We start from the raw sequence: 22800 nt of genomic DNA, 5'->3' as shown, positions 1-22800 counted from the left end.
GTGAGGAGTGTCGGCGCCGCGCCGTAGCGTCGTCGGTGATGACCGTGAGCAGCCCACCCGCAGCCGACCGCGGCACGCCCAGCCCCGACGACCCGACCGACGACCCGACCGGTGCACCCGCCGGGGGGACCACCGGCGCAGTGCCGGTCGAGGACTCCCGCGTCGTGGACTGGCGCCGGCTGCGCTCCCGCGTCGCCGGCTGGTCGCTGGTCGCGCTGTTCGTGGCCGCGGTCGGGCAGGCGCTCGGCACCGTCGTGGCCGGCCGGCTCGCGGCCGACCCGAGCCGCGACCTGGTGCTGCTGCTGGCGCTGTGCGTCGTCGGTGCCGCGGTGCTCGACTCTGCCGCCCGCGTCGTGTGGTCCGGGGTCGTCGACCGGGCCGAGGGCAGGCTCCGCGCCGACCTGCTCGACGCCGCGCTCAGCCAGCCGCTCGCCCGCCTGGGCGACCAGGCCGTCGGGGAGGTGCTCGACCGCGTCGACGACGACACCTACGAGGTCGGCGTCCTGGTGCGCCGCCAGGTCTGGGACGCGATGCGCACGCTCTTCGCGACCGTCCCGATGTGGGTCATCGCCGGCATCACGTGGTGGCCGGCCTGGCTGCTGCTGCCGGTCGTCTCCGGGCTGACCGTGCTGGCGGTGCGGCGGCTGCTGCCGGAGATCGCCCGGCGCAAGGTCGTGGAGGAGATGGCCTGGACCGACCACGCCGCGGCGCTCGAGGAGGGCATCGCCGGCCGCGACGACCTGCGCACCAGCCTCGGCCAGGCCCACGTCGTACGCCGCCTGGCCGGCCTCTCGGCCCAGGTGCACCGCCGGCTGGGCGCCGTGCTGGAGGCCGAGACCCGACTGGCCCGGCGGGCCGGGCTGCTGCTCCACGCCCTGCTCGCGGCGGTCGTGGTCGCCGGCGTCGCGCTGGTGGCCGCCGACGGCATGTCGGTGGCCCGCCTGGTGACGCTGTTCCTGGTGACCTCCACCTTCGTGGGGCAGGTCAACACCCTCGCCCAGCACCTGCCGGACCTCCAGGCCGGCCTGGGCGCGCTGGTCCGGCTGCGCCAGCTGCTGGAGTCCCCGCCCGAGCCCGCAGGCGGCCTGGCCGTGCCGGACGGCCCCCTCGACCTGCACTTCCGCGACCTCCACTTCGCCTACGAGGAGGGCCGGTTCGCGCTCGAGGGGGTCGACCTGCGGGTGCCGGCCGGGGAGACGTGCGCGCTGGTGGGCCGCACCGGCTCGGGCAAGTCGACACTCGCCGCCCTGGTCTCGCGCGCGGTCGAGCCGGAGCCGGGCACGGTCCTGCTCGGCGGTGTCGACGTGCTCGACCTCGACCTCCAGCAGCTGCGCGCGACGGTCGGCGTCGTCACGCAGCGCACCGAGATCCTGGCCGGCACGCTCGCGGAGAACATCACGCTGTTCGCCGACGTCCCCGCCGGCCGGGTGGAGCAGGCCGTGGCCGAGCTGGGGCTCGAGGCCTGGGTCGCGGGGCTGCCCGCCGGGCTGGACACCGGGCTGGGGCCAGGCGGGACGACCCTGTCGGCGGGGGAGGAGCAGCTCGTCGCGTTCGCGCGGCTGCTCGTCCGCGACGTACAGGTGGTGGTGCTCGACGAGGCCACCGCGCGGATGGACCCGGTCACCGAGGAGCTGGTGGTCCGCGCGGCCGACCGGCTGCTCGCGCGCCGTACCGGACTCCTCGTCGCGCACCGCCTGGGCACCGTCGAGCGCGCCGGGCTGGTGGCGGTGCTCGAGCAGGGTCGCGTCGTCCAGCAGGGCGGGCACGCCGAGCTGGCCGCGGCCGAGGGCCGCTTCCGCGACCTGCTGCGCTCCGGTGACGCCGGACACGACGCCGCACACGACGTCGCGGAGCAGCCCGCGTCCGGGGCGTCCGGCCCGTCCGGCTCCCTCGCGGAGCCCGTGACGGCGGTCGGCGGACGGCGCCGCACCGGCCCGCCGCCGGAGCGGCCCGAGGTCGGCGACGGGCCGTCGCTGACCCGCGGCATCGCGCACGCGCTGGTCATCCACCCCGGGTGGGGCCTGGCCGGAGCGGCGCTGTTCCTGCTCGCCTCGCTCACCGGCTCGTTCGGGGCCCTGACCGGCTGGGCCTGGGGCCGCCTGGTCACCGACCTCGCCGAGGGGGAGGCACCGGTCGCCCTCACCGCGGTCGTCGTCGTCAGCCTCTTCGTCGCGCCGCTCGCCATCGCCGCAGCGTTCCTGCGCTACCCGCACTGGTGGTCCGCGGTGCTCCTGCGCACCCGGATGAGCGTCCTCGTCGGCCAGACCGACCAGCGGCGGCTCGCCCGGACGCCGCCGGGGGAGGTCGTCGCGCGGACGATGGACGCCGACCGCTACGCGCGGTACGCCGACCGCTGGGTCGACTTCGTCAACGGCCTGCTCATCGTGGCGGCCACCAGCGTGGCCGGCGGCAGCCTGCTCGCCGGCGGGGTGCTGCTGGCGGTGATGGTCGCCTCGGCGCTCGCGTCCTCGGTCGGCCGCCCGATCGCGGGCCGGTCGGCCGCGGCGGCGTCGCGGGCGCGGGCCGGCTTCGGCCGGTCGCTGGTCTCCGCGCTGGAGTGCGTGCGCACCGTCAAGCTCGCCGCCGCGACCCCCGCCGTGCGCCGCCACCTCGGCCGGGTCGACTCCGGCCGCGTCGACGCCGCGGTGCGCGAGCACCGGGTCCAGGCCGCTCTCGACGGGGTGCCGGTCGTGGTCGTCCAGTGCGGGGTCGTCGCCGCCTGGGCGGTGCTCGTGGCCGGCCGCTGGGACCTCGCGACGGCGCTCCTGGTGGCCTCGGCGGTCAACGGCTTCGACTGGTTCGGTCGGGTCGCCGGCTCGGTCATCACCGAGGCGCCCGGGACCAGGTCCTGGCAGCGCGCCACCAGCCGCCTCGCCGGCGGCGCGGACCTGGTGACGCTGCCCCCGGGCGTCGACCTGGTGCACGGCACCGCACCCGACCCGGCCCCCACCCCGCGGGTGCCGCTGCAGCGGCTGGAGCTGCGCGGCATGAGCGCGGTCCACGACGACGGCACCCTCGGCGTCACCGGGGTCGACCTCGACGTCGACGCCGGCGACCTGGTGCTGCTCCTCGGGCAGGTCGGCTCGGGCAAGTCCAGCCTGCTCGCGGCGCTGGCCGGACTCGTCGACCACCGGGGCTCGGTGCGCTGGAACGGTCTGGAGGTCGAGGACGCCGAGGTCTTCCTCCGGCCCGGCCAGGTGGCCCACGTGGCGCAGGTGCCGCGGGTGCTGTCGGGGACCTTCGCCGACAACGTCCTGCTCGACCACACCGTCGAGCGCGGCCTCGACGCCGCCGTCGCCGACGCCCGGTTGCGGCGCGACCTGGAGGAGGCCGGCGGGCCGCACGCCCTCGTCGGGCACCGCGGCGTACGGCTCTCGGGTGGGCAGGTGCAGCGGCTGGCGCTCGCCCGGGCGCTGGCCACCGACGCCGAGCTGCTGCTCGCCGACGACGTCTCGAGCGCGCTGGACGCCGCCACCGAGCTCGAGCTGTGGGAGGCGCTGCGCGGCCGCGGCACGACCGTGGTGGGCGCGACGTCCAAGCGGGCCGCCCTGGCACGGGCCGACCGGGTGGTCGTGCTCGTCGACGGCCGGGTCGCCGCGAGCGGTCCGTGGTCGGAGCTGGCCGCGCGCTGGGGCCACCTCGCCGGCTGACCCCACCGAGCCGGGGGCGAGCGGAACCCCGGGCGCCCGCCGCTCGTTCGGACCGGTGTGCGCACCCTGCTCGTGACCTCAGCCCTGGCCGCCACCCTGCTCACCGGGTGCTCCGAGGCCGAGGACATCGTCCGCGGAGCCGCCGAGGACGCCGGCTGCGCGGCGGCCCAGCAGGCGATGGGCGAGGCCGAGCGCCGCGCGCGGGACGCCGTCGCGGACATCAAGGCAGACCCGCAGGCCGCCGAGCGGGAGCTGACGGCCGTCCGCGAGGTGCTGGCCGCAGCCGAGCGCGGGCTCGGCGGCGAGACCCGGCAGCAGGTGGACCGGGCCGGCAAGGCGGTCGACCGGCTGCTCGCGGAGGCACGGGGCGCCGCCGAGGGCACCCGCGTGGACGACGTGGCGGTCGACGAGGCCGAGCGGCAGCTGGACGGCGCCGTCGGCCAGATCACCACCGTCTGCTGACCCGGCGCGGAATAGGCCGGCGGCCGGAGCCGGTTGGAGGATGAGGCACGTCCCCGACCGGAAGGCCCCATGACCTCCACCGCGCCCGCGTCCGCCCCGGCCCGTGCCGCCGACCCCGCAGGGGGCCGCAGGTTCGTGCTCGCGGTGCTCGCCCTCGCGGTGGGCGGCTTCGCGATCGGGACGACGGAGTTCGTGACGATGGGGCTGCTGCCCCAGATCGCGGACGGCATCGGGGTCTCCGAGCCGACCGCGGGCCACGTGATCTCGGCGTACGCGCTGGGCGTCGTGGTGGGCGTGCCGATCCTGTCGTTCTTCGCGGCCCGGCTGCCACGCCGTGGCCTGCTCGTCGGCCTGATGGGGGCGTACGCCGCCTTCAACCTGCTCAGCGCGGCCGCGACCGGCTACGGCCTGCTCACCCTCGCCCGCTTCCTCGACGGCCTGCCGCACGGGGCGTACTTCGGCGTGGCCAGCCTGGTCGCCGCCAACCTCACCGTGCCCGAGAAGCGCGGCCGCGCGGTCGCCAGCGTGATGCTCGGCCTCAGCGTCGCCAACGTCGTCGGCGTCCCTGCCGCGACGTGGGTCGGCCAGCACCTGGGCTGGCGCGCGGCGTACGTCATCACCGCGGCGATCGCGGGGCTCACGATGCTGCTGATCCTGGCCTTCGTCCCCTCGGTGCCCGGCGACAAGGAGGCGACGGGTCGCAAGGAGGCGCGCGACTTCTTCGGCAACCGGCAGGTGTGGCTGACCATGGCGGCCGGCGCGGTCGGCTTCGGCGGCATGTTCGCCGTCTACTCCTACATCGCGACCACGGTCACCGACGTCGGCGGGCTGGGCAGCGGCACGGTGCCGTTCTTCCTGCTGGCCTTCGGCCTCGGCATGGTCGCCGGCACCTGGCTGGGCGGTGAGCTGGCCGCGTGGTCGGTGTTCCGCTCGCTGATCTGGTCCGGCATCGGCTCGACCGTCGTGATGGTGCTCTTCTGGGCGGTCGCGCCGTACGGCTGGTGGCTGCTCCCGGTCGTCTTCGCGATCACCGCGATCGGGTCCGTGCTCGTCACGAACCTGCAGGTCCGGCTGATGGACGTCGCCGGGAACGCCGTCACCCTGGGCGCCGCGATGAACCACGCCGCCCTCAACCTCGCCAACGCGCTCGGCGCCTGGCTCGGCGGCCTCGTCATCGCCGCCGGCCTGGGCTACCGCGCGCCCGCCCTCGTCGGCGCCGGCCTCTCCGTGCTCGGCGTCGCGATCCTGCTCTGGTCCGCGGTCAGCCACCGCAACGGTCAGTCCGCGGCTGCGCCCGCCCAGGGTGCGGCCAGGTCGTAGAGCGCCAGCGGCTCGCGGCCCGCGCGGGTCCACGCGCCGAGCGGGTCGACGCCGTACTGGGTGAACCCGCACGCCTCGATGACCCGCCGCGACGCAGCGTTGCCCGCGGCCGCACAGGCCCGGACGCGGCGTACGTCGAGGGTCGCGAAGGCGTGCGCCGCGACCGCCCGCAGGGCGCGGGTGGCGACCCGGCGGCCGCGCGCGTCCGGGTGCACCCAGTAGCCGATCTCGCAGTCGACGCCCTCGACCAGGCCGAACCAGCCGACCGACCCGAGCACCGGGGAGCCGTCCGGGTCAGCGGGGTCGGCAGGGTCCACGACCGCCCAGTTCACCGCGGTGCCGGCCGCCAGCCGCTCCTCGACCTGGTGCAGCCAGGCGCGCGCCGACTCCTCGGTGTACGGCGACGGCATCTGGCCCAGCCACGCCTGCGTGTCCCGGTCCGCGCAGCCCTCGACGATCCGCGGGACGTCAGTGGCCCGCCAGGGACGCAGGAGCAGGCCCTCGGCCGCCAGCTCGGGGACGACCGGCCAGGGCCGCCGGGGCGCCGGCGGCTCGCCCCGCAGCAGCGTGCCCGTCCACGCGTCCGCGCCGTCGGGGAGCCAGCCGCGCAGGACGCCGTCGCCGGCGAACCCCAGCTCGTGGAGCAGCCGCCGGACCGGCCACGCGTCGACGGCGACGTACGCCACCACGCACCGCAGGTCCGGTGCGCCGAAGGCGGCGACGAGCAGCCCGCGGACGTCGTCGGGGGTCGGCAGCGGGCCCGGCGGGAGGACCAGCTCGGCCCGGCCCTCGCCGCGGTCCACCAGGACGGGGGTCACGGACATGGCGGCACGGTAGTCGGGGAGAATGGGCCCATGTCCACCACCACCCAGCCCGAGACCGCCGCGCCCACCGCGGCGTCCGGCGGCGCCCGTCCCCGGGTGCTGTCGGGGATCCAGCCGACGGCCGACTCGTTCCACTTCGGCAACTACCTCGGCGCGCTGCGGCAGTGGGTGGACCTCCAGCGCGACCACCAGCCGTTCTTCTTCATCGCCGACCAGCACGCCATCACCGTCGAGCAGGACCCCAAGGTGCTGCGCGAGCGGTGCCTGCGCGCCGCCGCCCAGCTGCTCGCCGCCGGCGTCGACCCCGAGCGGTCGGCGATCTTCATGCAGTCCCACGTCCCGGCGCACGCCCAGCTCGGCTGGGTGCTGCAGTGCATGACCGGCTTCGGCGAGGCCCGCCGGATGACGCAGTTCAAGGACAAGTCCGCCAAGCAGGGGGAGGGGGCCGCCAGCGTCGGCCTCTTCACCTACCCCGTCCTGATGGCCGCCGACATCCTGCTCTACCGCCCGCACTACGTCCCGGTCGGCGAGGACCAGCGCCAGCACCTGGAGCTGACCCGCGACCTCGCGCAGCGCTTCAACAGCCGCTACAAGAAGACGTTCCGGCTGCCCGAGCCCTACATCCTGAAGGCGACCGCCAAGATCGCGGACCTGCAGGACCCGGCGAAGAAGATGTCGAAGTCCGCCTCGTCCCCGGCCGGCATCGTGGAGATGCTCGACGAGCCCAAGCAGAGCGCGAAGAAGATCCGCTCCGCCGTCACCGACTCGGGCTCGGAGATCCGCTTCGACCTCGAGGAGAAGCCGGGGGTCAGCAACCTGCTGACGATCTACTCCGCGCTGACCGGGACCGCGGTCACCGACCTCGTCGACACCTACGCGGGCAAGGGCTACGGCGACCTCAAGAAGGACCTCGCCGACGTCGTGGTCGAGTTCGTGACGCCGTTCCGCGAGCGCACCCTCGAGCTCCTCGACGACCAGGCGTACCTCACGTCGGTGCTGCAGCGCGGCGCCGCGACCGCCGGGGCGGTGGCCGAGGCGACGATCAAGGACGTCTACCAGCGTGTCGGGTTCGTCGCGGTGGGCCAGTAGGGTCGGGGGATGCCGACGATCGGGGTTGCCGTAGCGATCCCTGAGCCCTGGGCGAGCGAGCTCCAGGACTACCGGACCGCCCTCGGGGACGAGACCGCGACGATGATCCCGACGCACATCACGCTCGTGCCGCCGACCGAGATCGGCGAGGACGACGTGGTTGCCGTCGAGGAGCACCTCGCGGCGGTGGCGACCGCCCAGCAGACGTTCCTCGTGCACCTGCGGGGGACCGGCACCTTCCGGCCGGTCTCCCCGGTGGTGTTCGTGTCGCTGGTGGAGGGGATCTCCCAGTGCGAGCAGCTCGCCTCCGCCGTACGACGCGGACCGCTGGCGGTGGACCTGGAGTACCCCTACCACCCGCACGTCACGATCGCGCACCACCTCGGCGACGAGCAGCTGGACCGGGCCTTCGACGACCTCGCCGACTTCGAGTGCGAGTTCCTCGTCGAGGAGTTCCACCTCTACGTGCACGACGCGGTCCTGGGCTGGCAGCCCAGCCGCGACTTCACGCTGAGCGGCTGAGCGGCCTCCGCGGCCCGCGTGGACCGGTGGGTACCTGCTGCGCATGCCATCGATCCAGGAGCGGGTGACCGGAGGCGTGCGGGACGTGCGCCGGAGCCGGCCCTTCGTGGACCACCTCGTGCGGATGCAGGAGCACTACGGTGCGGCGCAGGCCTCCCAGCAGGCCGGCGCGGTGACGTACTTCGCGTTCCTGTCGTTCTTCCCGATCCTGGCGCTGTCGCTGTTCACCGTCGGCCTGGTCTCCACGGTGTACCCCGACGCCAACCGCAACCTGCGCGAGGCGATCGACTCCGTCCTGCCCGGCATCGTCGGGCAGGGGGAGGGCAAGGTCTCGCTCGAGCAGATCCGCACGTTCCGCGGGTGGGCGGCGGTCCTCGGTGTCGCCGGTGTCCTGTACTCCGGCCTCGGGTGGCTCTCGGCGATGCGCGCCGCCCTCCAGGCGGTCTTCGTGACCCCGCAGCGCGACCAGCCCAACTTCGTCGTCGGCAAGCTCCGCGACGCCCTCACCCTGGTCGTGATCGGCACCGTGCTGCTGGTCGCCGTGGCCGTGGCCGGCTTCGTCGGGGGCTTCTCCGAGGACATCCTCGACTGGATGGGGCTGGACCAGGAGCTGGGCTGGCTGGTCAAGCTGCTGACGATCGCGTTGGGCCTCTGCGCGAACGCCGTGCTCTTCTTCGCCCTCTACACCCTGCTCGCCCAGCCGCACGTGCCGCGCCGCTCGCTCCTCCAGGGCGCGCTGCTCGGCGCCGTCGGGTTCGAGGTGCTCAAGCAGCTCTCCGGCTACCTGCTGGCCTCCACCAAGGAGCAGCCGGCCTTCCAGGCCTTCGGCATCGCGCTGATCCTCGTGGTCTGGATCAACTACTTCTCGCGGGTCGTGCTGTACTCGGCTGCGTTCGCGTACACCTCGCCGGCGGCCATCGCCCAGCGCGTGCTGGAGCCGGCCGACCCGGTGCAGGGACCGCGGACGCCGTCGCCCCGGGAGCTGCGCGCGCAGCACGGCGGGGTGCGGGCCGCGCTCACCCCGTTCGCGGCCGGAGGAGCGGCCACCCTCGGGCTGGTCGCACTGCTGAGGAGGAAGAGGACCTGATGAAGCTGGAACGACGCCACGGGTGGCTGCTGGTCGGTGTCGCGGTGTGGAACTTCCTCACCTACGCGATGTTCACCCGCAACCTGTGGAACGCCCACGCCGAGGGCGAGGACCGCCCCACCGGCTACTGGGTCGCCCACACCGTGCTGATCGTCGTCAACGTCGCCATCGGCGTCGTCCTGGCCCGGTTGGGGCTGCGCGCGCTGCGGTCGCGGCGCTAGGACGTCGGAATCCCCGGGGCCCCGGGGATTCCGGCACTTCTCAGGTGTTGCATCCCCTGAGAAGTGCCGGTTCTCCCTGAGAGGTCGAGGCCTCGGCGTGGGCCCGATCCACCTGTCCACAGGTCCAGGACAGTCGGGTGTCGCGGCGCTCCCGGCCGGGGACGAATGCAGTCATGATGCTGCCGCCCGGTCACCCGTTGTTGACTCCGGTCCGGCTCCGCAAGGAGCTGGTCGCCGAGGGCTACGACGACCGGGCGATCCGCCGGCTCACGCGCGATGGGGCCCTGCACCGCGTGCGCCACGGCGCGTACGTCGCGGGGGAGCGGTGGCGTGGGCTCGACCCGGCCGGGCGGTACGCGGTGCTGTGCCGGGCGGTCCAGCGACAGGCGAAGAGCCGCCTGGTCCTCTCCCACGTCTCCGCGCTTCCTGCCTTCGACGCGCCGCTGTGGGGGCTGGACACCTCCGTGGTGCACGGAACCCGCCTCGACGAACGCGCCGGACGGAAGGAGGCGGGCGTGCAGCAGCACTCGGGGCTGCTCCTGCCCGGCGACACGGACGAGGTCGACGGGCTCGCCATCACCAGCGCCGTCAGGACCTGCCTCGACGTGACGATGACGGCGCGGGCCGATGCCGCTGTGTGCGTCGTCAACCACTTCCTACGGGCCGGGCTCGTCACCGCCGACGAGCTGAGGGCGCGGTACGAGTCCGACGCGACGGTGCCGCGCGGTGTCGATGCTCATGCATCCCGGAGAAGTGTCGGCATGGCGCACTGGCCGGGGAGCCTCCGTACCGACCTGGTCCTGCGCATCGCGGACGGCCGGTGCGAGTCGGTGGGCGAGAGCAGGACGCTCCACCTGCTGGCGGTGCACGGCCTGCCGCGGCCTGAGCTGCAGCACGAGGTGAGGGACGGATCCGGGCGCCTGGTGGCCCGGGTGGACTTCGCCTGGCCCGACCTCGGCGTGTTCCTCGAGTTCGACGGGAGGATCAAGTACGGCGCACTGGCTCCCGCAGGCGAGTCCGCGGTCGACGTCGTTCTCCGCGAGAAGCGTCGAGAGGACCGGGTGCGCGAGGCCACCGGGTGGCTGTGCATCCGGGTGACGTGGGCCGACCTTGCCGATCCTGGCCGGCTTGCCGACCGGATCCGCGCAGCCTTCTCCGCTGCCCGCGCCGCCCGTGCGGGACGTCCTGCCTGACGGGCCCATCGCGTCGTACATGTCAGGGAATACCGGTACACCTCAGGGGACGCATTCCCTGAGAAGCGCCGGAATCCCCGGGGGACCGGGGAATCCTGCCCCCCCGCGACGCACGAACGGCCCCCACCAGAAAGGCGGAGGCCGTCGTACGACGCGCGGAGGAGCGGGACGCTCAGCGACCCTGCTTGAGCGCGGTGCGCAGGTCCTTGTTGAGCTGGGAGATCACGTCGAGCGGGATCTCCTTGGGGCAGGCGGCGGTGCACTCGCCGATGTTGGTGCAGCCACCGAAGCCCTCGGCGTCGTGCTGGCCGACCATGTTGACGACCCGGTCGTAGCGCTCCGGCTGGCCCTGGGGGAGCTCGCCGAGGTGGGTGATCTTGGCACCCATGAACAGCGAGGCCGAGCCGTTGGGGCAGGCCGCGACGCAGGCGCCGCAGCCGATGCAGGTGGCGACGTCGAAGGAGCGGTCGGCCCTCTTCTTCTCCACCGGCGCCGCGTGGGCGTCGGGGGCGGAGCCGGTGTTGGCCGAGATGTAGCCGCCGGCCTGGATGATCCGGTCGAACGCGCCGCGGTCGACGACCAGGTCGCGCAGGACCGGGAAGACGTCCGAGCGCCACGGCTCGATCGTGATGTCGTCGCCGTCCTTGAACGAGCGCATGTGCAGCTGGCAGGTCGTGGTGACCTCCGGGCCGTGGGCCTGGCCGTTGATCATCAGGCCACAGGTGCCGCAGATGCCCTCGCGACAGTCGGAGTCGAAGGCGACCGGCTCGTCGCCCTGCTCGTTGAGCTGCTCGTTGAGCACGTCGAGCATCTCGAGGAAGCTCATGTCCTCGGAGACGCCGTCGAGCTCGTACTTCTGCATCGACCCGGCCGACGCCGCGTCGCGCTGACGCCAGATGTTGAGGGTGAGTCTCACTTGTAGCTCCGCTGCTTCATCTCGATGGCCGTGTAGATCAGGTCTTCCTTGTGCAGGACGGGGAGGCCGTCCTCACCGCTCCACTCCCAGGCCGCGACGTAGGCGAACTCGTCGTCGTGGCGCAGGGCCTCGCCGTCCTCGGTCTGGGACTCGGCGCGGAAGTGGCCGCCGCAGGACTCGCGGCGGTTGAGGGCGTCGATGCACATCAGCTCGCCGAGCTCGATGAAGTCGGCGACGCGGCCGGCCCGCTCGAGGCTCTGGTTGATGCTCTCGTTGGTGCCCAGGACCTTCAGGTTGGTCCAGAACTCCGCCTTGAGCTCGCGGATCAGGTCGATGGCCTTGCGCAGGCCCTCCTCGGACCGCTCCATGCCGCAGTACTCCCACATGATGTTGCCGAGCTGCTTGTGGAAGGAGTCGGCGCTGCGGGAGCCGTTGATGGAGAGGAACTTCTGGATCCGCTGCTCCACGTCGGTGCGGGCCTCCACGACCGCCGGGTGGGCCTCGTCGATCTTCTCGAACGGGCCGTCGGCGAGGTACTCGCGGATGGTGTTCGGGAGCACGAAGTAGCCGTCGGCCAGACCCTGCATCAGCGCCGAGGCGCCCAGGCGGTTGGCGCCGTGGTCGGAGAAGTTGGCCTCGCCGGTGACGAAGAGGCCGGGGATCGTCGACTGCAGGTGGTAGTCGACCCAGAGGCCGCCCATCACGTAGTGGACCGCCGGGTAGATGCGCATCGGCGTCTCGTAGGGGTCCTCGCCCGTGATCCGGGCGTACATGTCGAACAGGTTGCCGTACTTGGTCTCGACGGCCTTGCGACCCATCCGGCCGATCGCGTCGGCGAAGTCGAGGTAGACACCGCGACGGACCTGGGTCTCCTGGCCGTCCGCGCCGACCTCGGTGACGGCGGGGCCGACGCCGCGGCCCTCGTCGCACATGTTCTTCGCCTGGCGCGAGGCGATGTCGCGGGGGACCAGGTTGCCGAAGGAGGGGTAGATCCGCTCCAGGTAGTAGTCGCGGTCCTCCTCGGGGATGTCGCGGGGGTCCTTGTCGCAGTCCTCGGCGCGCTTGGGCACCCAGATCCGGCCGTCGTTGCGCAGCGACTCCGACATCAGCGTCAGCTTCGACTGGTGCGCGCCCGAGACCGGGATGCAGGTCGGGTGGATCTGCGTGTAGCAGGGGTTGGCCATGTAGGCGCCCTTGCGGTGCGCGCGCCACGCGGCGGTGACGTTGGAGCCCATCGCGTTGGTGGAGAGGAAGAAGACGTTGCCGTAGCCGCCGTTGGCCAGCACGACGACGTCCGCGAGGTGGGTCTCGATCTCGCCGGTCACCAGGTCGCGGGCGATGATCCCGCGGGCCTTGCCGTCGGCGACGATGACCTCGAGCATCTCGTGGCGGGTGTACTGGGTGACCGTGCCGGCCGCCACCTGGCGCTCCATGGCCTGGTAGGCGCCGAGCAGCAGCTGCTGGCCCGTCTGGCCGCGGGCGTAGAAGGTGCGGGAGACCTGCACGCCGCCGAAGGAGCGGTTGTCGAGCAGGCCGCCGTACTCACGGGCGAACGGGACGCCCTGCGCGACGCACTGGTCGATGATGTTCGCGCTGACCTCGGCCAGGCGGTAGACGTTCGACTCGCGCGAGCGGTAGTCGCCGCCCTTGACGGTGTCGTAGAAGAGACGGAACGTCGAGTCGCCGTCCTCCTTGTAGTTCTTGGCCGCGTTGATGCCGCCCTGGGCCGCGATCGAGTGGGCGCGGCGCGGGGAGTCCTGGTAGCAGAAGGACTTCACGTTGTAGCCGGCCTCGCCGAGCGTGGCGGCAGCGGCGCCGCCGGCCAGGCCGGTGCCGACGATGATGATGTCGAGCTTGCGGCGGTTGGCCGGGTTGACCAGGCGGTTGTCGAAGATGCGCTGGCTCCAGCGCTGGCCGATCGGACCGGTCGGGGCGGCGGGGTCGACCAGCGGGTCGCCGGGCGTGTAGTAGCCGCGCGCGTCGTCGGAGACCTGCTGGGAGGGCTGGTTGAGGGGCGAGGTGCCCTGGGCGGAGGCCATGGTGCGCCTTCCTTACTTCTCGATGATGCCGGCGAGGACGGACAGGGGGACGAGCGAGAAGCCGCCGGCGATCACGACCGCGAGCACCCAGCCGGCCTGCTTGGCGCGGGCACGGGAGGAGGCGGTGTTGGTGAAGCCGAGGGTCTGGATCGCGCTGAACGTCCCGTGGTGCAGGTGGAAGCCGAGCGCCAGCATCGCCAGCAGGTAGATGACCGTCATCCACCACACGTCGAAGGAGTCCACCATCAGGTTGTACGGGTCGTCGGTCGGCCCGCCGTCGGGGTTGACCTTCGGGACGGTGAAGTTCAGCAGGTGCCAGACGATGAACAGCAGCAGCGCCAGGCCGCCCCAGCGCATGGTGCGCGAGGAGAGCGAGGAGTGCTGGTTCTTCTTGACCTGGTACTTCACGGTCCGGGCCTTCGCCGCGCGGCGCCACAGCGCGTACGCCGAGGCGACGTGCGCGATCAGCGCGACGATCAGCAGCAGGCGCATCACCCAGAGGAAGCCCTCGTGGGGGAGCAGCGGCTCACCGAACTCCCGCAGGTGATGGGCGTACTCGTTGAACGCGTCGTGGCCGGCGAACGCCTTGAGGTTGCCGTACATGTGCGCGAGCACGTAGCCGATGAAGACGAGGCCGCTGACGGCCATGACGAGCTTGAGCGCCACGGTGGAGCGCGTCGCGCGCGCCCCCTTGACGAGGGTCGGGGTTGCCACGAGGTGTCACGCTACCTCTCGGTCCCGGCGCGAGGTGGCGCCGGGCGTGTGACATATGCCTTGTTACCCGCGGGTCAGGAACTCCCGGGCGCGCTCGAGCGTCGTCCCGGGGTTGGTCACCGCACGGCAGGAGCGGTCGTACGCCGCGTGGCGAGCGGCACCAGGTGCTGCTCGAGCAGCTCGTCGACGGCCTGCGTCCACGACCGCTCGAGCGCGAGCTCGCGGCCCCGCGCGCCGAGCAGCGCGCGCCGGGGGTCGCCCGCCACGACGGCCACCGCGCGGGCCAGCCCGTGCGGGTCGCCCGCCGCGTGCAGGAGACCGGTCTCCAGCGGCCGGACGACCTCGCGCGCACCGCCGGAGCGCGGTGCCACGACCGGGACGCCGCTGGCCCCCGCCTCGCGCAGCGCGTGGCAGCACGTCTCCTCCTCTCCCGGGTGGACCAGGAGGTCGAGGCTGGCCATCGCGACCGCGAGGTCGCCGGGGCCCAGGGCGCCGGTGAGCTTCGCGCCGGGGAGCCGCGCGGCCAGCCAGTCGCGCTGCGAGCCGTCGCCGACGAGCACCGGCCGGATGCCGGGCACCCGGGCGAGGCCGGCCAGGCGGCGCACGCCGTGCCGCTGGTGCAGCCCGCCGACGTACCCGACCACCACGAGCGGCCCCGACGCCGACCGGGCCCGCGCCCAGCGGTCGTGCAGCCAGGGGTCGCGCAGGGCCGGGGTGAAGGCGGCCGTGTCCACGCCGGGCAGCCACAGCCCGGCGTCGATCGACGCCTCGGCGAGCCGCTCGACGGACCACGCCGCGGTCACGAGCACCCGGTCGGCGCGCTCGGCCACCCGGGTCCGCCAGCGGTCGAGGACGGGGACGGGGAGGGCGTCCTGCTGCACGACGAGGCTGGGTACGCCGAGGCGCCGGGCGTGCTTGAGCGCCTTGCGCCCGAGGGTCCCGGGCGAGTCCACGTGGACCACGTCCGGCCGGAACGCCTCGAGCGAGGCGCGGACCTGGGCGCCGGGACGCTCGAGCGCGCCCACCCGGTCGACCCGGCACCCGCGGTAGTCACCGAGCCCGGGGGCCGGCGCCACCAGCCGCACCTCGTGCCCGAGGTCCACGAGCCGGTCGACCGTCGCCTTGACCGTCGTGGTCGTGGCGTCGACGGCGGGGTAGTAGGTCTCGGTCACCACCGTGATCCGCATGCACCCACCGTGGCGGCAGCGGGTGACGACCGCCCGGCGCCGACGTGCACGGCGGGTGAACGGTGTCGTCGCGGCGGGAGCGGGAGCGTCCATCCGGCCAGCGGGACCCGTCGAAAACGTCACACTCGGTGGTCACCGTCACGCCACGTCCTTATCGTTCGCACCATGACGCAACCCCAAGGCGCGGTGGAGGGCGGCCTCGACGAGCCGGCCGAGCTGGAGCCGGAGCAGGGCACGCTCGACCTGGCCGGTGACGAGGACCGCTGGACGGTCCAGGACTGGGAGCAGGCCGCCGCCGCGGTGCTGCGCAAGTCCCGCCGGCTCAAGGACGAGGACCCCGACGACGCGGTGTGGGCCAAGCTCACCCGCACCACCCTGGACGGCATCGAGGTCACGCCCCTCGGCACGCCGGCGCTGCTGGAGGGGCTGCGGACCGCGGGCCGCCCGACCCGCGTCGGGCCCTGGGACGTGCGGGCGCACCTCGGCGGGACCGGGGTGCCGGCGAAGCAGGCCAACGAGGAGGCGCTCGTCGACCTCGACGGCGGGGTGGCGTCGCTGTGGGTGACCGCCGACGCCGGCACCGACCTGCCCGCGCTGCTCGCGGGCGTCCTGCTCGACCTGGCCCCGGTGGTCCTCGACGCGCCCACCGCGCCGGTCGCCGTGGCGGAGGCGTTCCTCGCCCACCTCGGTGGCACCACCCCGGCCGACGGCACGAACCTCGGCGCGGACGGCCGGGCCGACGAGGACGTCCTCGTCGCGGTCGCCCGGCTCGCCCTGGACCGTGGCGTCCTCGGCGTGGTCGTCGACGCGACCGTCGCCCACGACCTCGGCGCCTCGGACGCCCAGGAGCTCGGCTACTCGATGTGGGTCGCCGCCCGCGTCCTGCGCGTGCTCACCGGCGCCGGCATCGGGCTCGACGAGGCCGCCGGCCTGCTGGAGTTCCGGTACGCCGCGACCGACGAGCAGTTCCCGACCATCGCCAAGCTCCGCGCCGCGCGCCGGCTGTGGGCCCGCGTGCTCGAGCTGAGCGAGGCCGCCCCGGCCGAGCAGCGCCAGCACGTGGTCACCAGCCGCCCGATGATGAGCAAGTACGACCCCTACGTGAACATGCTGCGCACCACCGTGGCCGCGTTCTCCGCGGGCGTCGGCGGGGCGGACGCCGTCACCGTGCTGCCGTTCGACAGCCCCCTGGGCCGCCCCGACACCTTCGGGCGCCGGATCGCGCGCAACACCTCCCACCTCCTGGTCGACGAGGCGCACGTCGCCAAGGTCGCCGACCCCGCCGGTGGCGCCTACGCGGTCGAGAAGCTGACCGACGACCTGGCCGTCGCGGGCTGGGACGTGCTGGGCCGGCTCGAGTCGGGGGAGTCCCTCGACGACGCCGTGGCCGAGACCGTCGCCCGCCGCGAGCGCGAGGTCGCGACGCGCAAGCGCCCGATCACCGGGCTCACGGAGTTCCCGAACCTCGCCGAGCAGCTGCCCGCGCGCACGCCGGACCCGGCCGCCGACGCGGTGCGCCGCTACGGCGCGGCCTTCGAGGAGCTCCGCGACGCCCCCGCCGCCCGCCCGGTCTTCCTGGCGACGATGGGCACGGTCGCGGCGCACACCGCGCGCGCGACGTTCGCGACGAACCTGCTGGCCGCCGGCGGCATCGCCGTCGAGGTCGCCGGCCCCACGGCCGGCGTCGAGGAGGTGGTCGCGGCGTACATCCGCGGTGACCGCAGCCCGGTCGTCTGCCTGGCCGGCTCCGACGCGGCGTACGACGAGTGGGCCGACGCGCTCGTACCCGCCCTGCGCGAGGCCGGCGCGGGCCACGTCGTCGTCGCCGGCAAGCCGCGCGACGGCGTCGACGACTCCTGCGCGATGGGCGTCGACGCCCTCGCGTTCCTGACCCGCACGAGGGAGCACCTGTCATGACGGTCCCGAAGAGCTTCGCCGGCCTGCCGCTGGACGGGGGCGCGGGCGCGCCGTCGTCCCCGGCCGCGGCCGAGGCGTGGACCTCGCCCGAGGGCATCGACATCCTGCCGATGTACACCCGCGAGGACGTCGCCGGCCTGGACGCGCTGGACACGCTGCCGGGCCTGAGCCCGTTCCTGCGCGGGCCCTACCCGACGATGTACACCACCCAGCCGTGGACCATCCGGCAGTACGCCGGCTTCTCCACCGCCGAGGAGTCCAACGCCTTCTACCGCCGCAACCTCGCGGCCGGCCAGAAGGGCCTCTCGGTCGCCTTCGACCTCGCGACCCACCGCGGCTACGACTCCGACCACCCGCGGGTGCGCGGCGACGTCGGCATGGCCGGCGTGGCGATCGACTCGATCTACGACACCCGGACCCTCTTCGACGGCATCCCGCTCGACGAGATGTCGGTGTCGATGACCATGAACGGCGCCGTCCTGCCGGTGCTCGCCCTCTACATCGCGGCGGCCGAGGAGCAGGGGGTGCAGCCGGAGCAGCTCGCGGGGACGATCCAGAACGACATCCTCAAGGAGTTCATGGTCCGCAACACCTACATCTACCCGCCGGCGCCGTCGATGCGGATCATCTCCGACATCTTCGCCTTCACCAGCCAGCGGATGCCGCGGTTCAACTCGATCTCGATCTCCGGCTACCACATGCAGGAGGCCGGGGCGACCGCCGACCTCGAGCTCGCCTACACCCTGGCCGACGGCGTGGAGTACATCCGCGCCGGCCTGGAGAGCGGGCTGACCATCGACACGTTCGCGCCCCGCCTGAGCTTCTTCTGGGCGATCGGCATGAACTTCTACATGGAGGTCGCCAAGATGCGCGCCGCCCGCGCGCTCTGGGCGCGCCTGGTGCGCCAGTTCGACCCGCAGAACCCCAAGTCGCTGAGCCTGCGCACGCACTCCCAGACCTCCGGCTGGTCGCTGACCGCCCAGGACGTCTTCAACAACGTCCAGCGCACCGCGATCGAGGCGATGGCCGCGACCCAGGGCCACACCCAGTCGCTGCACACCAACGCGCTGGACGAGGCGATCGCGCTGCCGACCGACTTCTCGGCCCGCATCGCGCGCAACACCCAGCTGCTCCTGCAGCAGGAGAGCGGCACCACCGGCACCATCGACCCCTGGGCCGGCTCCTACTACGTCGAGCGGCTGACCCACGACATCGCCGAGCGCGCGTGGGCCCACATCCAGGAGGCCGAGCGGGCCGGTGGCATGGCCAAGGCCATCGAGCAGGGCATCCCGAAGATGCGCATCGAGGAGGCCGCCGCCCGCACCCAGGCGCGGATCGACTCCGGCGCGCAGAAGGTCATCGGCGTCAACACCTACCGGCTCGCCGCCGAGGACAAGCTCGACGTGCTCAAGGTCGACAACGACGACGTCTACCGCCAGCAGGTCGCCAAGCTCGAGCGGCTGCGGGCCGAGCGGAACGACGACGACGTGCGACGCGCGCTCGAGGCGCTCACCGGCAGCGCCGAGCGCGGCGCCGGCCGGGGCCTCGACGGCAACCTGCTCGCCCTGGCCGTGGACGCGGCTCGCGCCAAGGCGACCGTCGGTGAGATCTCCGACGCCCTGGAGAAGGTCTACGGCCGGCACCAGGCCGTGATCCGTACGATCTCCGGCGTGTACCGCGACACCGCAGGTGAGGGCGACGGGACCCTGGTTCAGCAGGTCCTCGACGCGACGGCGGAGTTCGAGGAGGCCGAGGGGCGCCGCCCGCGCATCCTGGTGGCCAAGATGGGCCAGGACGGCCACGACCGCGGCCAGAAGGTCATCGTCTCGGCCTTCGCCGACATGGGCTTCGACGTCGACGTGGGGCCGCTGTTCTCCACGCCCGAGGAGGTCGCGCAGCAGGCGGTCGACGCCGACGTCCACATCGTCGGGGTCAGCTCGCTCGCCGCGGGCCACCTCACGCTCCTGCCGGCGCTGCGCGACGCGCTCGCCGAGCAGGGGAGGCCGGACATCATGGTGGTGATCGGCGGCGTGATCCCGCCCGACGACGTGCCGACGCTGACCGAGATGGGGGCGGCCGCGGTGTTCCTGCCCGGCACCGTCATCGCCGAGTCCGCGCTCGACCTGCTGGCCCGGTTGCGCGAGCAGCTCGGTCACTGATGCCGCCGGACGTTCCCACGCTCGTCGAGGGGATCCGGTCCGGCAGGCGGGCCGCGGTCTCCCAGGCGATCACGCTGGTGGAGTCCTCGCGTCCCCAGCACCGGGCGCTGGCCCGCGAGCTGCTGACCGAGCTGGCCGAGGACTCCGGGGGCCGCGACGTCGTCCGGGTCGGGATCTCCGGGGTGCCCGGCGTCGGGAAGTCGACGTTCATCGAGTCGCTGGGGACCCGGCTGACCGCGGCCGGGCACCGGGTCGGCGTGCTGGCGGTCGACCCGTCCTCGGTGCGCACCGGAGGGTCGGTGCTCGGCGACAAGACCCGGATGGGCCGGCTCGCCTCCGACGCGCACGCGTTCATCCGGCCCTCGCCCAGCGCGGGCACCCTCGGCGGCGTCGCCCGCGCCACGGTCCAGGCGATGGCGGTCCTCGAGGCGGCGTCGTACGACGTGGTGCTGGTGGAGACGGTCGGCGTGGGCCAGTCCGAGGTCACGGTCGCGGGGATGGTCGACACGTTCCTCTTCCTGACCCTGGCCCGCACCGGCGACCAGCTGCAGGGGATCAAGAAGGGCATCCTGGAGATCGCGGACGTCATCGCGGTCAACAAGGCCGACGGCGACCGCGAGGGCGAGGCCCGCGTGGCCGCCCGCGACCTCGCCGGCGCGCTGCGGATGGTCCGTGGCATGGAGGAGTGGGCGCCGCCGGTCGTCACCTGCTCGGGACTGACCGACGTCGGCGTCGACGACCTGTGGGACCGCGTGCTGGCGCACCGCGACCACCTCGGCGCCGAGGGCCTGGCCCGCAAGCGCGCCGAGCAGCAGCTCGACTTCACCTGGGCGATGGTCCGCGACGAGCTCGACCAGCGGCTGCGCCACTCGCCGGCCGTGCGGGCCGTGCGCGACGAGATCCGCGCCGCGGTGCTCACCGGGGAGCTGCCCGCCACCGTGGCGGCCGACCGGATCCTCGCGGCGTACGACGAGGGGCGCACCACCCGGGAATGACCCGGACGGGTCCCCCGAAGATGGGACATCTGACTCATGCGCCCGGGACACGGGGCTGCCCAGGATCGTGGCTCCAGTCACCGTCCTTGGAGGATCCCCATGTTGCGTCCCACCTCCGCCGTGGTCTCGACCGCGGCGCTCGCGCTGGTCGTCCCGGCGCTCGGCGCCACCGCCGCCGGCGCCCCTGCCGCCGCCCCCGCCGGGGGCGGCCAGGTCGTGGCCAGCAAGCTGGTCAGCCCGCTCAGCCTGGCCGTGAAGCCCAACGGCACCGCCTACGTCGCCCAGAACTTCGCCGGCGTCCTGACGAAGGTCAGGAAGGGCGAGAAGCCCGTCGTCGTCGCCAAGGCGCGGAAGGGCCGTGAGATCGGCGCCGTCGACGTCACCCGCGGCGTCGTCACCTATGCCGTCTCCTGGGGCGAGAACGAGGGCGGCATCGTCCGCCAGGTCCGCAACGGCAGGGCGCGGACCATCGGCAACATCGCCGCCGCGGAGCGCGCGACCAATCCCGACGGCGGCACGACCTACGGCTTCACCGACCTGCCGGAGGGCTGCGAGGTGCCGCCGTTCCTCCAGGCCTACGACGGCGTCGTCGAGACCCACCCCTACGCCACCGCCGTCGACGGGGGCACGGTGTACGTCGCCGACGCCGGCGCGAACGCGGTGTTCCGGATCGCCGGTGGCCGGGTGACCCCCGTGGCCGCCCTGCCTCCGGTCGAGGTGACCGTCCCGGCCGAGGCCGCCGCCGCGCTGGAGCTGCCCGACTGCGTGGTGGGGGAGACGGTCGCGCTCGAGGGTGTGCCGACCGACGTCGAGGTCGGCCCCGACGGGGACCTCTACGTCACCAGCCTCCCGGGCGGGCCCGAGGACGGCAGCCTCGGCGCCAACGGCTCGGTGCTCCGCATCGACCCGGCGACCGGCGAGGTCACGACGGTCGCGACCGGCTTCCTCAGCACGACCGGCGTGGCCGTGGCGGGGAACGGCGACGTCTACGTCGGGGAGCTGTTCACCGGACGGATCTCCAGGGTCCCGGCCGGCACCAGCACCCCGCAGCCGCTGCGCACCCAGAAGATGCCTGCGGCGCTCGAGCTGCAGGGCCGCTGGCTGTGGGCGACGACCAACGTGCTGGGCGCCGAGGGTGCGCCGCCCAACGGCAAGGTGATGCGCTTCCCGCGCTGACCCGCGGCGCTGCCCCAGCGCTGCCCACCCGCGCGGGTCCCGGCCGGTGGCCGGGGCCCGCGCGGTCATCACGAGGGGACTAACCTGGGAGGTCTGATGACCAGGGACCCCCGCGTGCACGAGCTGATCCGCGAGGTCGTCGAGAAGCACGAGGCGGACCTCGTCGACCTGCGTCGTGACCTGCACGCCCACCCCGAGCTCTCCTGGCAGGAGAAGCGCACCGGCGACCTGGTCGCCGCGGCGGTCGAGAGGGCCGGCTGGCGGGTCACCCGGATGCCGCGGTCCGGTCTGGTCGCCGACCTGGGGGAGCGGGGCCCGGTCGCGGCGATCCGCGCGGACATGGACGCCCTCCCGGTCCACGACGTCACCGACGACCCGTGGCGCAGCACCGTCCCGGACGTGGCCCACGCCTGCGGCCACGACGTGCACACCGCCGCCGCGGTCGGCGCCGCGCTCGGCCTGGGCCGGCTCCACGACGAGGGGCTGCTCGACGGCCGCGTGCGGCTGGTGTTCCAGCCCGCCGAGGAGGTCATGCCCGGCGGGGCCGTGCACCTGATGAGCCTCGGCGTCCTCGACGACGTCGAGCGGATCTTCGCCCTGCACTGCGACCCCGGCGTCGACGTCGGCCAGGTCGGCCTCCGGCTCGGCCCGCTGACCAGCGCCGCCGACCGGGTGGAGGTGCGCCTCGAGGGCCGCGGCGGCCACACCAGCCGCCCGCACCTGACCGGCGACCTGACCTTCGCCCTGGCGAAGGTGACCACCGAGCTGCCGGCGGTGCTCAGCCGCCGGATGGACCCGCGGGCCGGCGTCTCGGTCGTGTGGGGCATGGTCCGCGCCGGCGCCGCACCCAACGTCATCCCCGACGTCGGCGTGGTCGCGGGCACGGTCCGCATCCTCGACGCGGTCGCCTGGGCCGACTGCGAGCGGATCGTGCGTGAGGTCGTGCACGAGCTCGTGGCGCCGTACGGCGTGACGGCGGTGGTCGACTACCAGCGCGGCGTGCCGCCGGTCGTCAACGAGCCGGTCTCGAACCGGCTGCTCGCGCGCTCGGTGCACGCCGTCCTCGGCGACGGCGGCCAGGTGGCCGCCCCGCAGAGCCTCGGTGGCGAGGACTTCGGCTGGTACCTCGACCAGGTGCCGGGCGCGATGATGCGCCTGGGGACGCGGACGCCGGGTGGGCCGACGTACGACCTGCACCAGGGCGACCTGCGGGTCGACGAGCGCGCCATCGCCATCGGCGCCCGGGTGCTCGCCGGAGCAGCAGCCGCGGCCGCCCGCGACGCCTGAGGCGCCGGGACGCCCGCGGCCGGGGTGCTGCGGGGGAGGGCG

18 protein-coding genes are annotated in these 22800 nt (G+C 73.9%); 13 read left to right on the top strand and 5 right to left on the bottom strand.

From position 1 onward, the window contains the following. The first annotated feature begins 38 nt into the window (after window positions 1-38). The 3 genes from OSR43_RS17095 (at window position 39) to OSR43_RS17085 (ending at window position 5432) form a co-directional block, all read left to right on the top strand. Window positions 39-3650, top strand: a complete 3612-nt coding sequence (locus OSR43_RS17095) for an ABC transporter ATP-binding protein (RefSeq protein ID WP_302267924.1) — start codon at window positions 39-41, stop codon at window positions 3648-3650. Between the two features lie 72 nt (window positions 3651-3722). Then, window positions 3723-4112, top strand: coding sequence for a hypothetical protein (locus OSR43_RS17090; RefSeq protein WP_302267923.1), 390 nt, complete (start codon window positions 3723-3725; stop codon window positions 4110-4112). A 69-nt stretch (window positions 4113-4181) separates the two neighbouring features. Next, window positions 4182-5432, top strand: coding sequence for an MFS transporter (locus OSR43_RS17085; protein ID WP_302267922.1), 1251 nt, complete (start codon window positions 4182-4184; stop codon window positions 5430-5432). Here the strand turns inward: OSR43_RS17085 and OSR43_RS17080 are convergent. After that, on the bottom strand, window positions 5390-6256 hold the full coding sequence (locus OSR43_RS17080; RefSeq protein ID WP_302267921.1) for a GNAT family N-acetyltransferase: 867 nt from the start codon (window positions 6254-6256) through the stop codon (window positions 5390-5392). The two genes, OSR43_RS17085 and OSR43_RS17080, sit on opposite strands and share 43 nt — an antisense overlap. Window positions 6257-6286: 30 nt before the next feature. Between OSR43_RS17080 and trpS the strand changes: the two genes are divergently transcribed. The 5 genes from trpS (at window position 6287) to OSR43_RS17055 (ending at window position 10368) form a co-directional block, all read left to right on the top strand. Continuing rightward, window positions 6287-7345 (top strand): tryptophan--tRNA ligase, encoded by a 1059-nt coding sequence (gene trpS / locus OSR43_RS17075; protein ID WP_302267920.1) that lies wholly within the window; start codon window positions 6287-6289, stop codon window positions 7343-7345. 9 nt (window positions 7346-7354) lie between these two features. Next, window positions 7355-7867, top strand: coding sequence for a 2'-5' RNA ligase family protein (locus tag OSR43_RS17070; protein WP_302267919.1), 513 nt, complete (start codon window positions 7355-7357; stop codon window positions 7865-7867). Window positions 7868-7910: 43 nt separating this feature from the next. Then, window positions 7911-8954 carry a YihY/virulence factor BrkB family protein gene (locus tag OSR43_RS17065; protein WP_302267918.1) on the top strand — a complete coding sequence of 348 codons (1044 nt, stop codon included), beginning with the start codon at window positions 7911-7913 and terminating at the stop codon, window positions 8952-8954. After that, window positions 8954-9175: an SCO4848 family membrane protein gene (locus OSR43_RS17060; protein WP_302267917.1), complete on the top strand. Its 222-nt coding sequence runs from the start codon at window positions 8954-8956 to the stop codon at window positions 9173-9175. The genes OSR43_RS17065 and OSR43_RS17060 overlap by 1 nt, the downstream gene beginning before the upstream one ends. A gap of 173 nt (window positions 9176-9348) precedes the next feature. Next, window positions 9349-10368, top strand: a complete 1020-nt coding sequence (locus tag OSR43_RS17055; RefSeq protein WP_302267916.1) for a type IV toxin-antitoxin system AbiEi family antitoxin domain-containing protein — start codon at window positions 9349-9351, stop codon at window positions 10366-10368. A 172-nt stretch (window positions 10369-10540) separates the two neighbouring features. On the opposite strand, the gene OSR43_RS17050 is transcribed toward OSR43_RS17055, so the two are convergent. The 4 genes from OSR43_RS17050 to OSR43_RS17035 all read right to left on the bottom strand — a co-directional run bounded on the left by OSR43_RS17050 (window position 10541) and on the right by OSR43_RS17035 (window position 15224). Continuing rightward, window positions 10541-11284: a succinate dehydrogenase/fumarate reductase iron-sulfur subunit gene (locus OSR43_RS17050; RefSeq protein WP_302267915.1), complete on the bottom strand. Its 744-nt coding sequence runs from the start codon at window positions 11282-11284 to the stop codon at window positions 10541-10543. Beyond that, window positions 11281-13323 carry a fumarate reductase/succinate dehydrogenase flavoprotein subunit gene (locus tag OSR43_RS17045; protein ID WP_302267914.1) on the bottom strand — a complete coding sequence of 681 codons (2043 nt, stop codon included), beginning with the start codon at window positions 13321-13323 and terminating at the stop codon, window positions 11281-11283. The genes OSR43_RS17050 and OSR43_RS17045 overlap by 4 nt, the downstream gene beginning before the upstream one ends. 12 nt (window positions 13324-13335) lie before the next feature. Continuing rightward, window positions 13336-14037: a succinate dehydrogenase cytochrome b subunit gene (locus OSR43_RS17040; protein WP_302267913.1), complete on the bottom strand. Its 702-nt coding sequence runs from the start codon at window positions 14035-14037 to the stop codon at window positions 13336-13338. A 116-nt stretch (window positions 14038-14153) separates the two neighbouring features. Continuing rightward, the gene (locus OSR43_RS17035; protein ID WP_302267912.1) at window positions 14154-15224 is read right to left on the bottom strand and encodes a glycosyltransferase; all 1071 of its coding nucleotides are present in this window, start codon (window positions 15222-15224) and stop codon (window positions 14154-14156) included. A 165-nt stretch (window positions 15225-15389) separates the two neighbouring features. Here OSR43_RS17035 and OSR43_RS17030 point away from each other — a divergent pair, with 165 nt between their 5' ends. The 5 genes from OSR43_RS17030 (at window position 15390) to OSR43_RS17010 (ending at window position 22758) form a co-directional block, all read left to right on the top strand. Further along, the gene (locus OSR43_RS17030; protein WP_302267911.1) at window positions 15390-17141 is read left to right on the top strand and encodes a methylmalonyl-CoA mutase family protein; all 1752 of its coding nucleotides are present in this window, start codon (window positions 15390-15392) and stop codon (window positions 17139-17141) included. Next, complete coding sequence (gene scpA, locus OSR43_RS17025; protein ID WP_302267909.1) at window positions 17138-19300, top strand: methylmalonyl-CoA mutase; 2163 nt, start codon at window positions 17138-17140, stop codon at window positions 19298-19300. The genes OSR43_RS17030 and scpA overlap by 4 nt, the downstream gene beginning before the upstream one ends. Beyond that, a complete protein-coding gene (gene meaB, locus OSR43_RS17020; protein ID WP_302267908.1) occupies window positions 19300-20295 on the top strand; it encodes a methylmalonyl Co-A mutase-associated GTPase MeaB in 996 nt (331 codons plus the stop codon). The genes scpA and meaB overlap by 1 nt, the downstream gene beginning before the upstream one ends. Before the next feature lie 99 nt (window positions 20296-20394). Further along, complete coding sequence (locus OSR43_RS17015; protein ID WP_302267907.1) at window positions 20395-21471, top strand: ScyD/ScyE family protein; 1077 nt, start codon at window positions 20395-20397, stop codon at window positions 21469-21471. Between the two features lie 96 nt (window positions 21472-21567). Then, complete coding sequence (locus OSR43_RS17010) at window positions 21568-22758, top strand: amidohydrolase (protein WP_302267905.1); 1191 nt, start codon at window positions 21568-21570, stop codon at window positions 22756-22758. The last annotated feature ends 42 nt before the right edge of the window (window positions 22759-22800 follow it).

Source organism: Nocardioides sp. Arc9.136 (genome assembly GCF_030506255.1).
Lineage (GTDB): Bacteria > Actinomycetota > Actinomycetes > Propionibacteriales > Nocardioidaceae > Nocardioides.
Note: the sequence above shows the minus strand (reverse complement) of the source record. Positions and strands in the feature narration are given on the sequence as shown.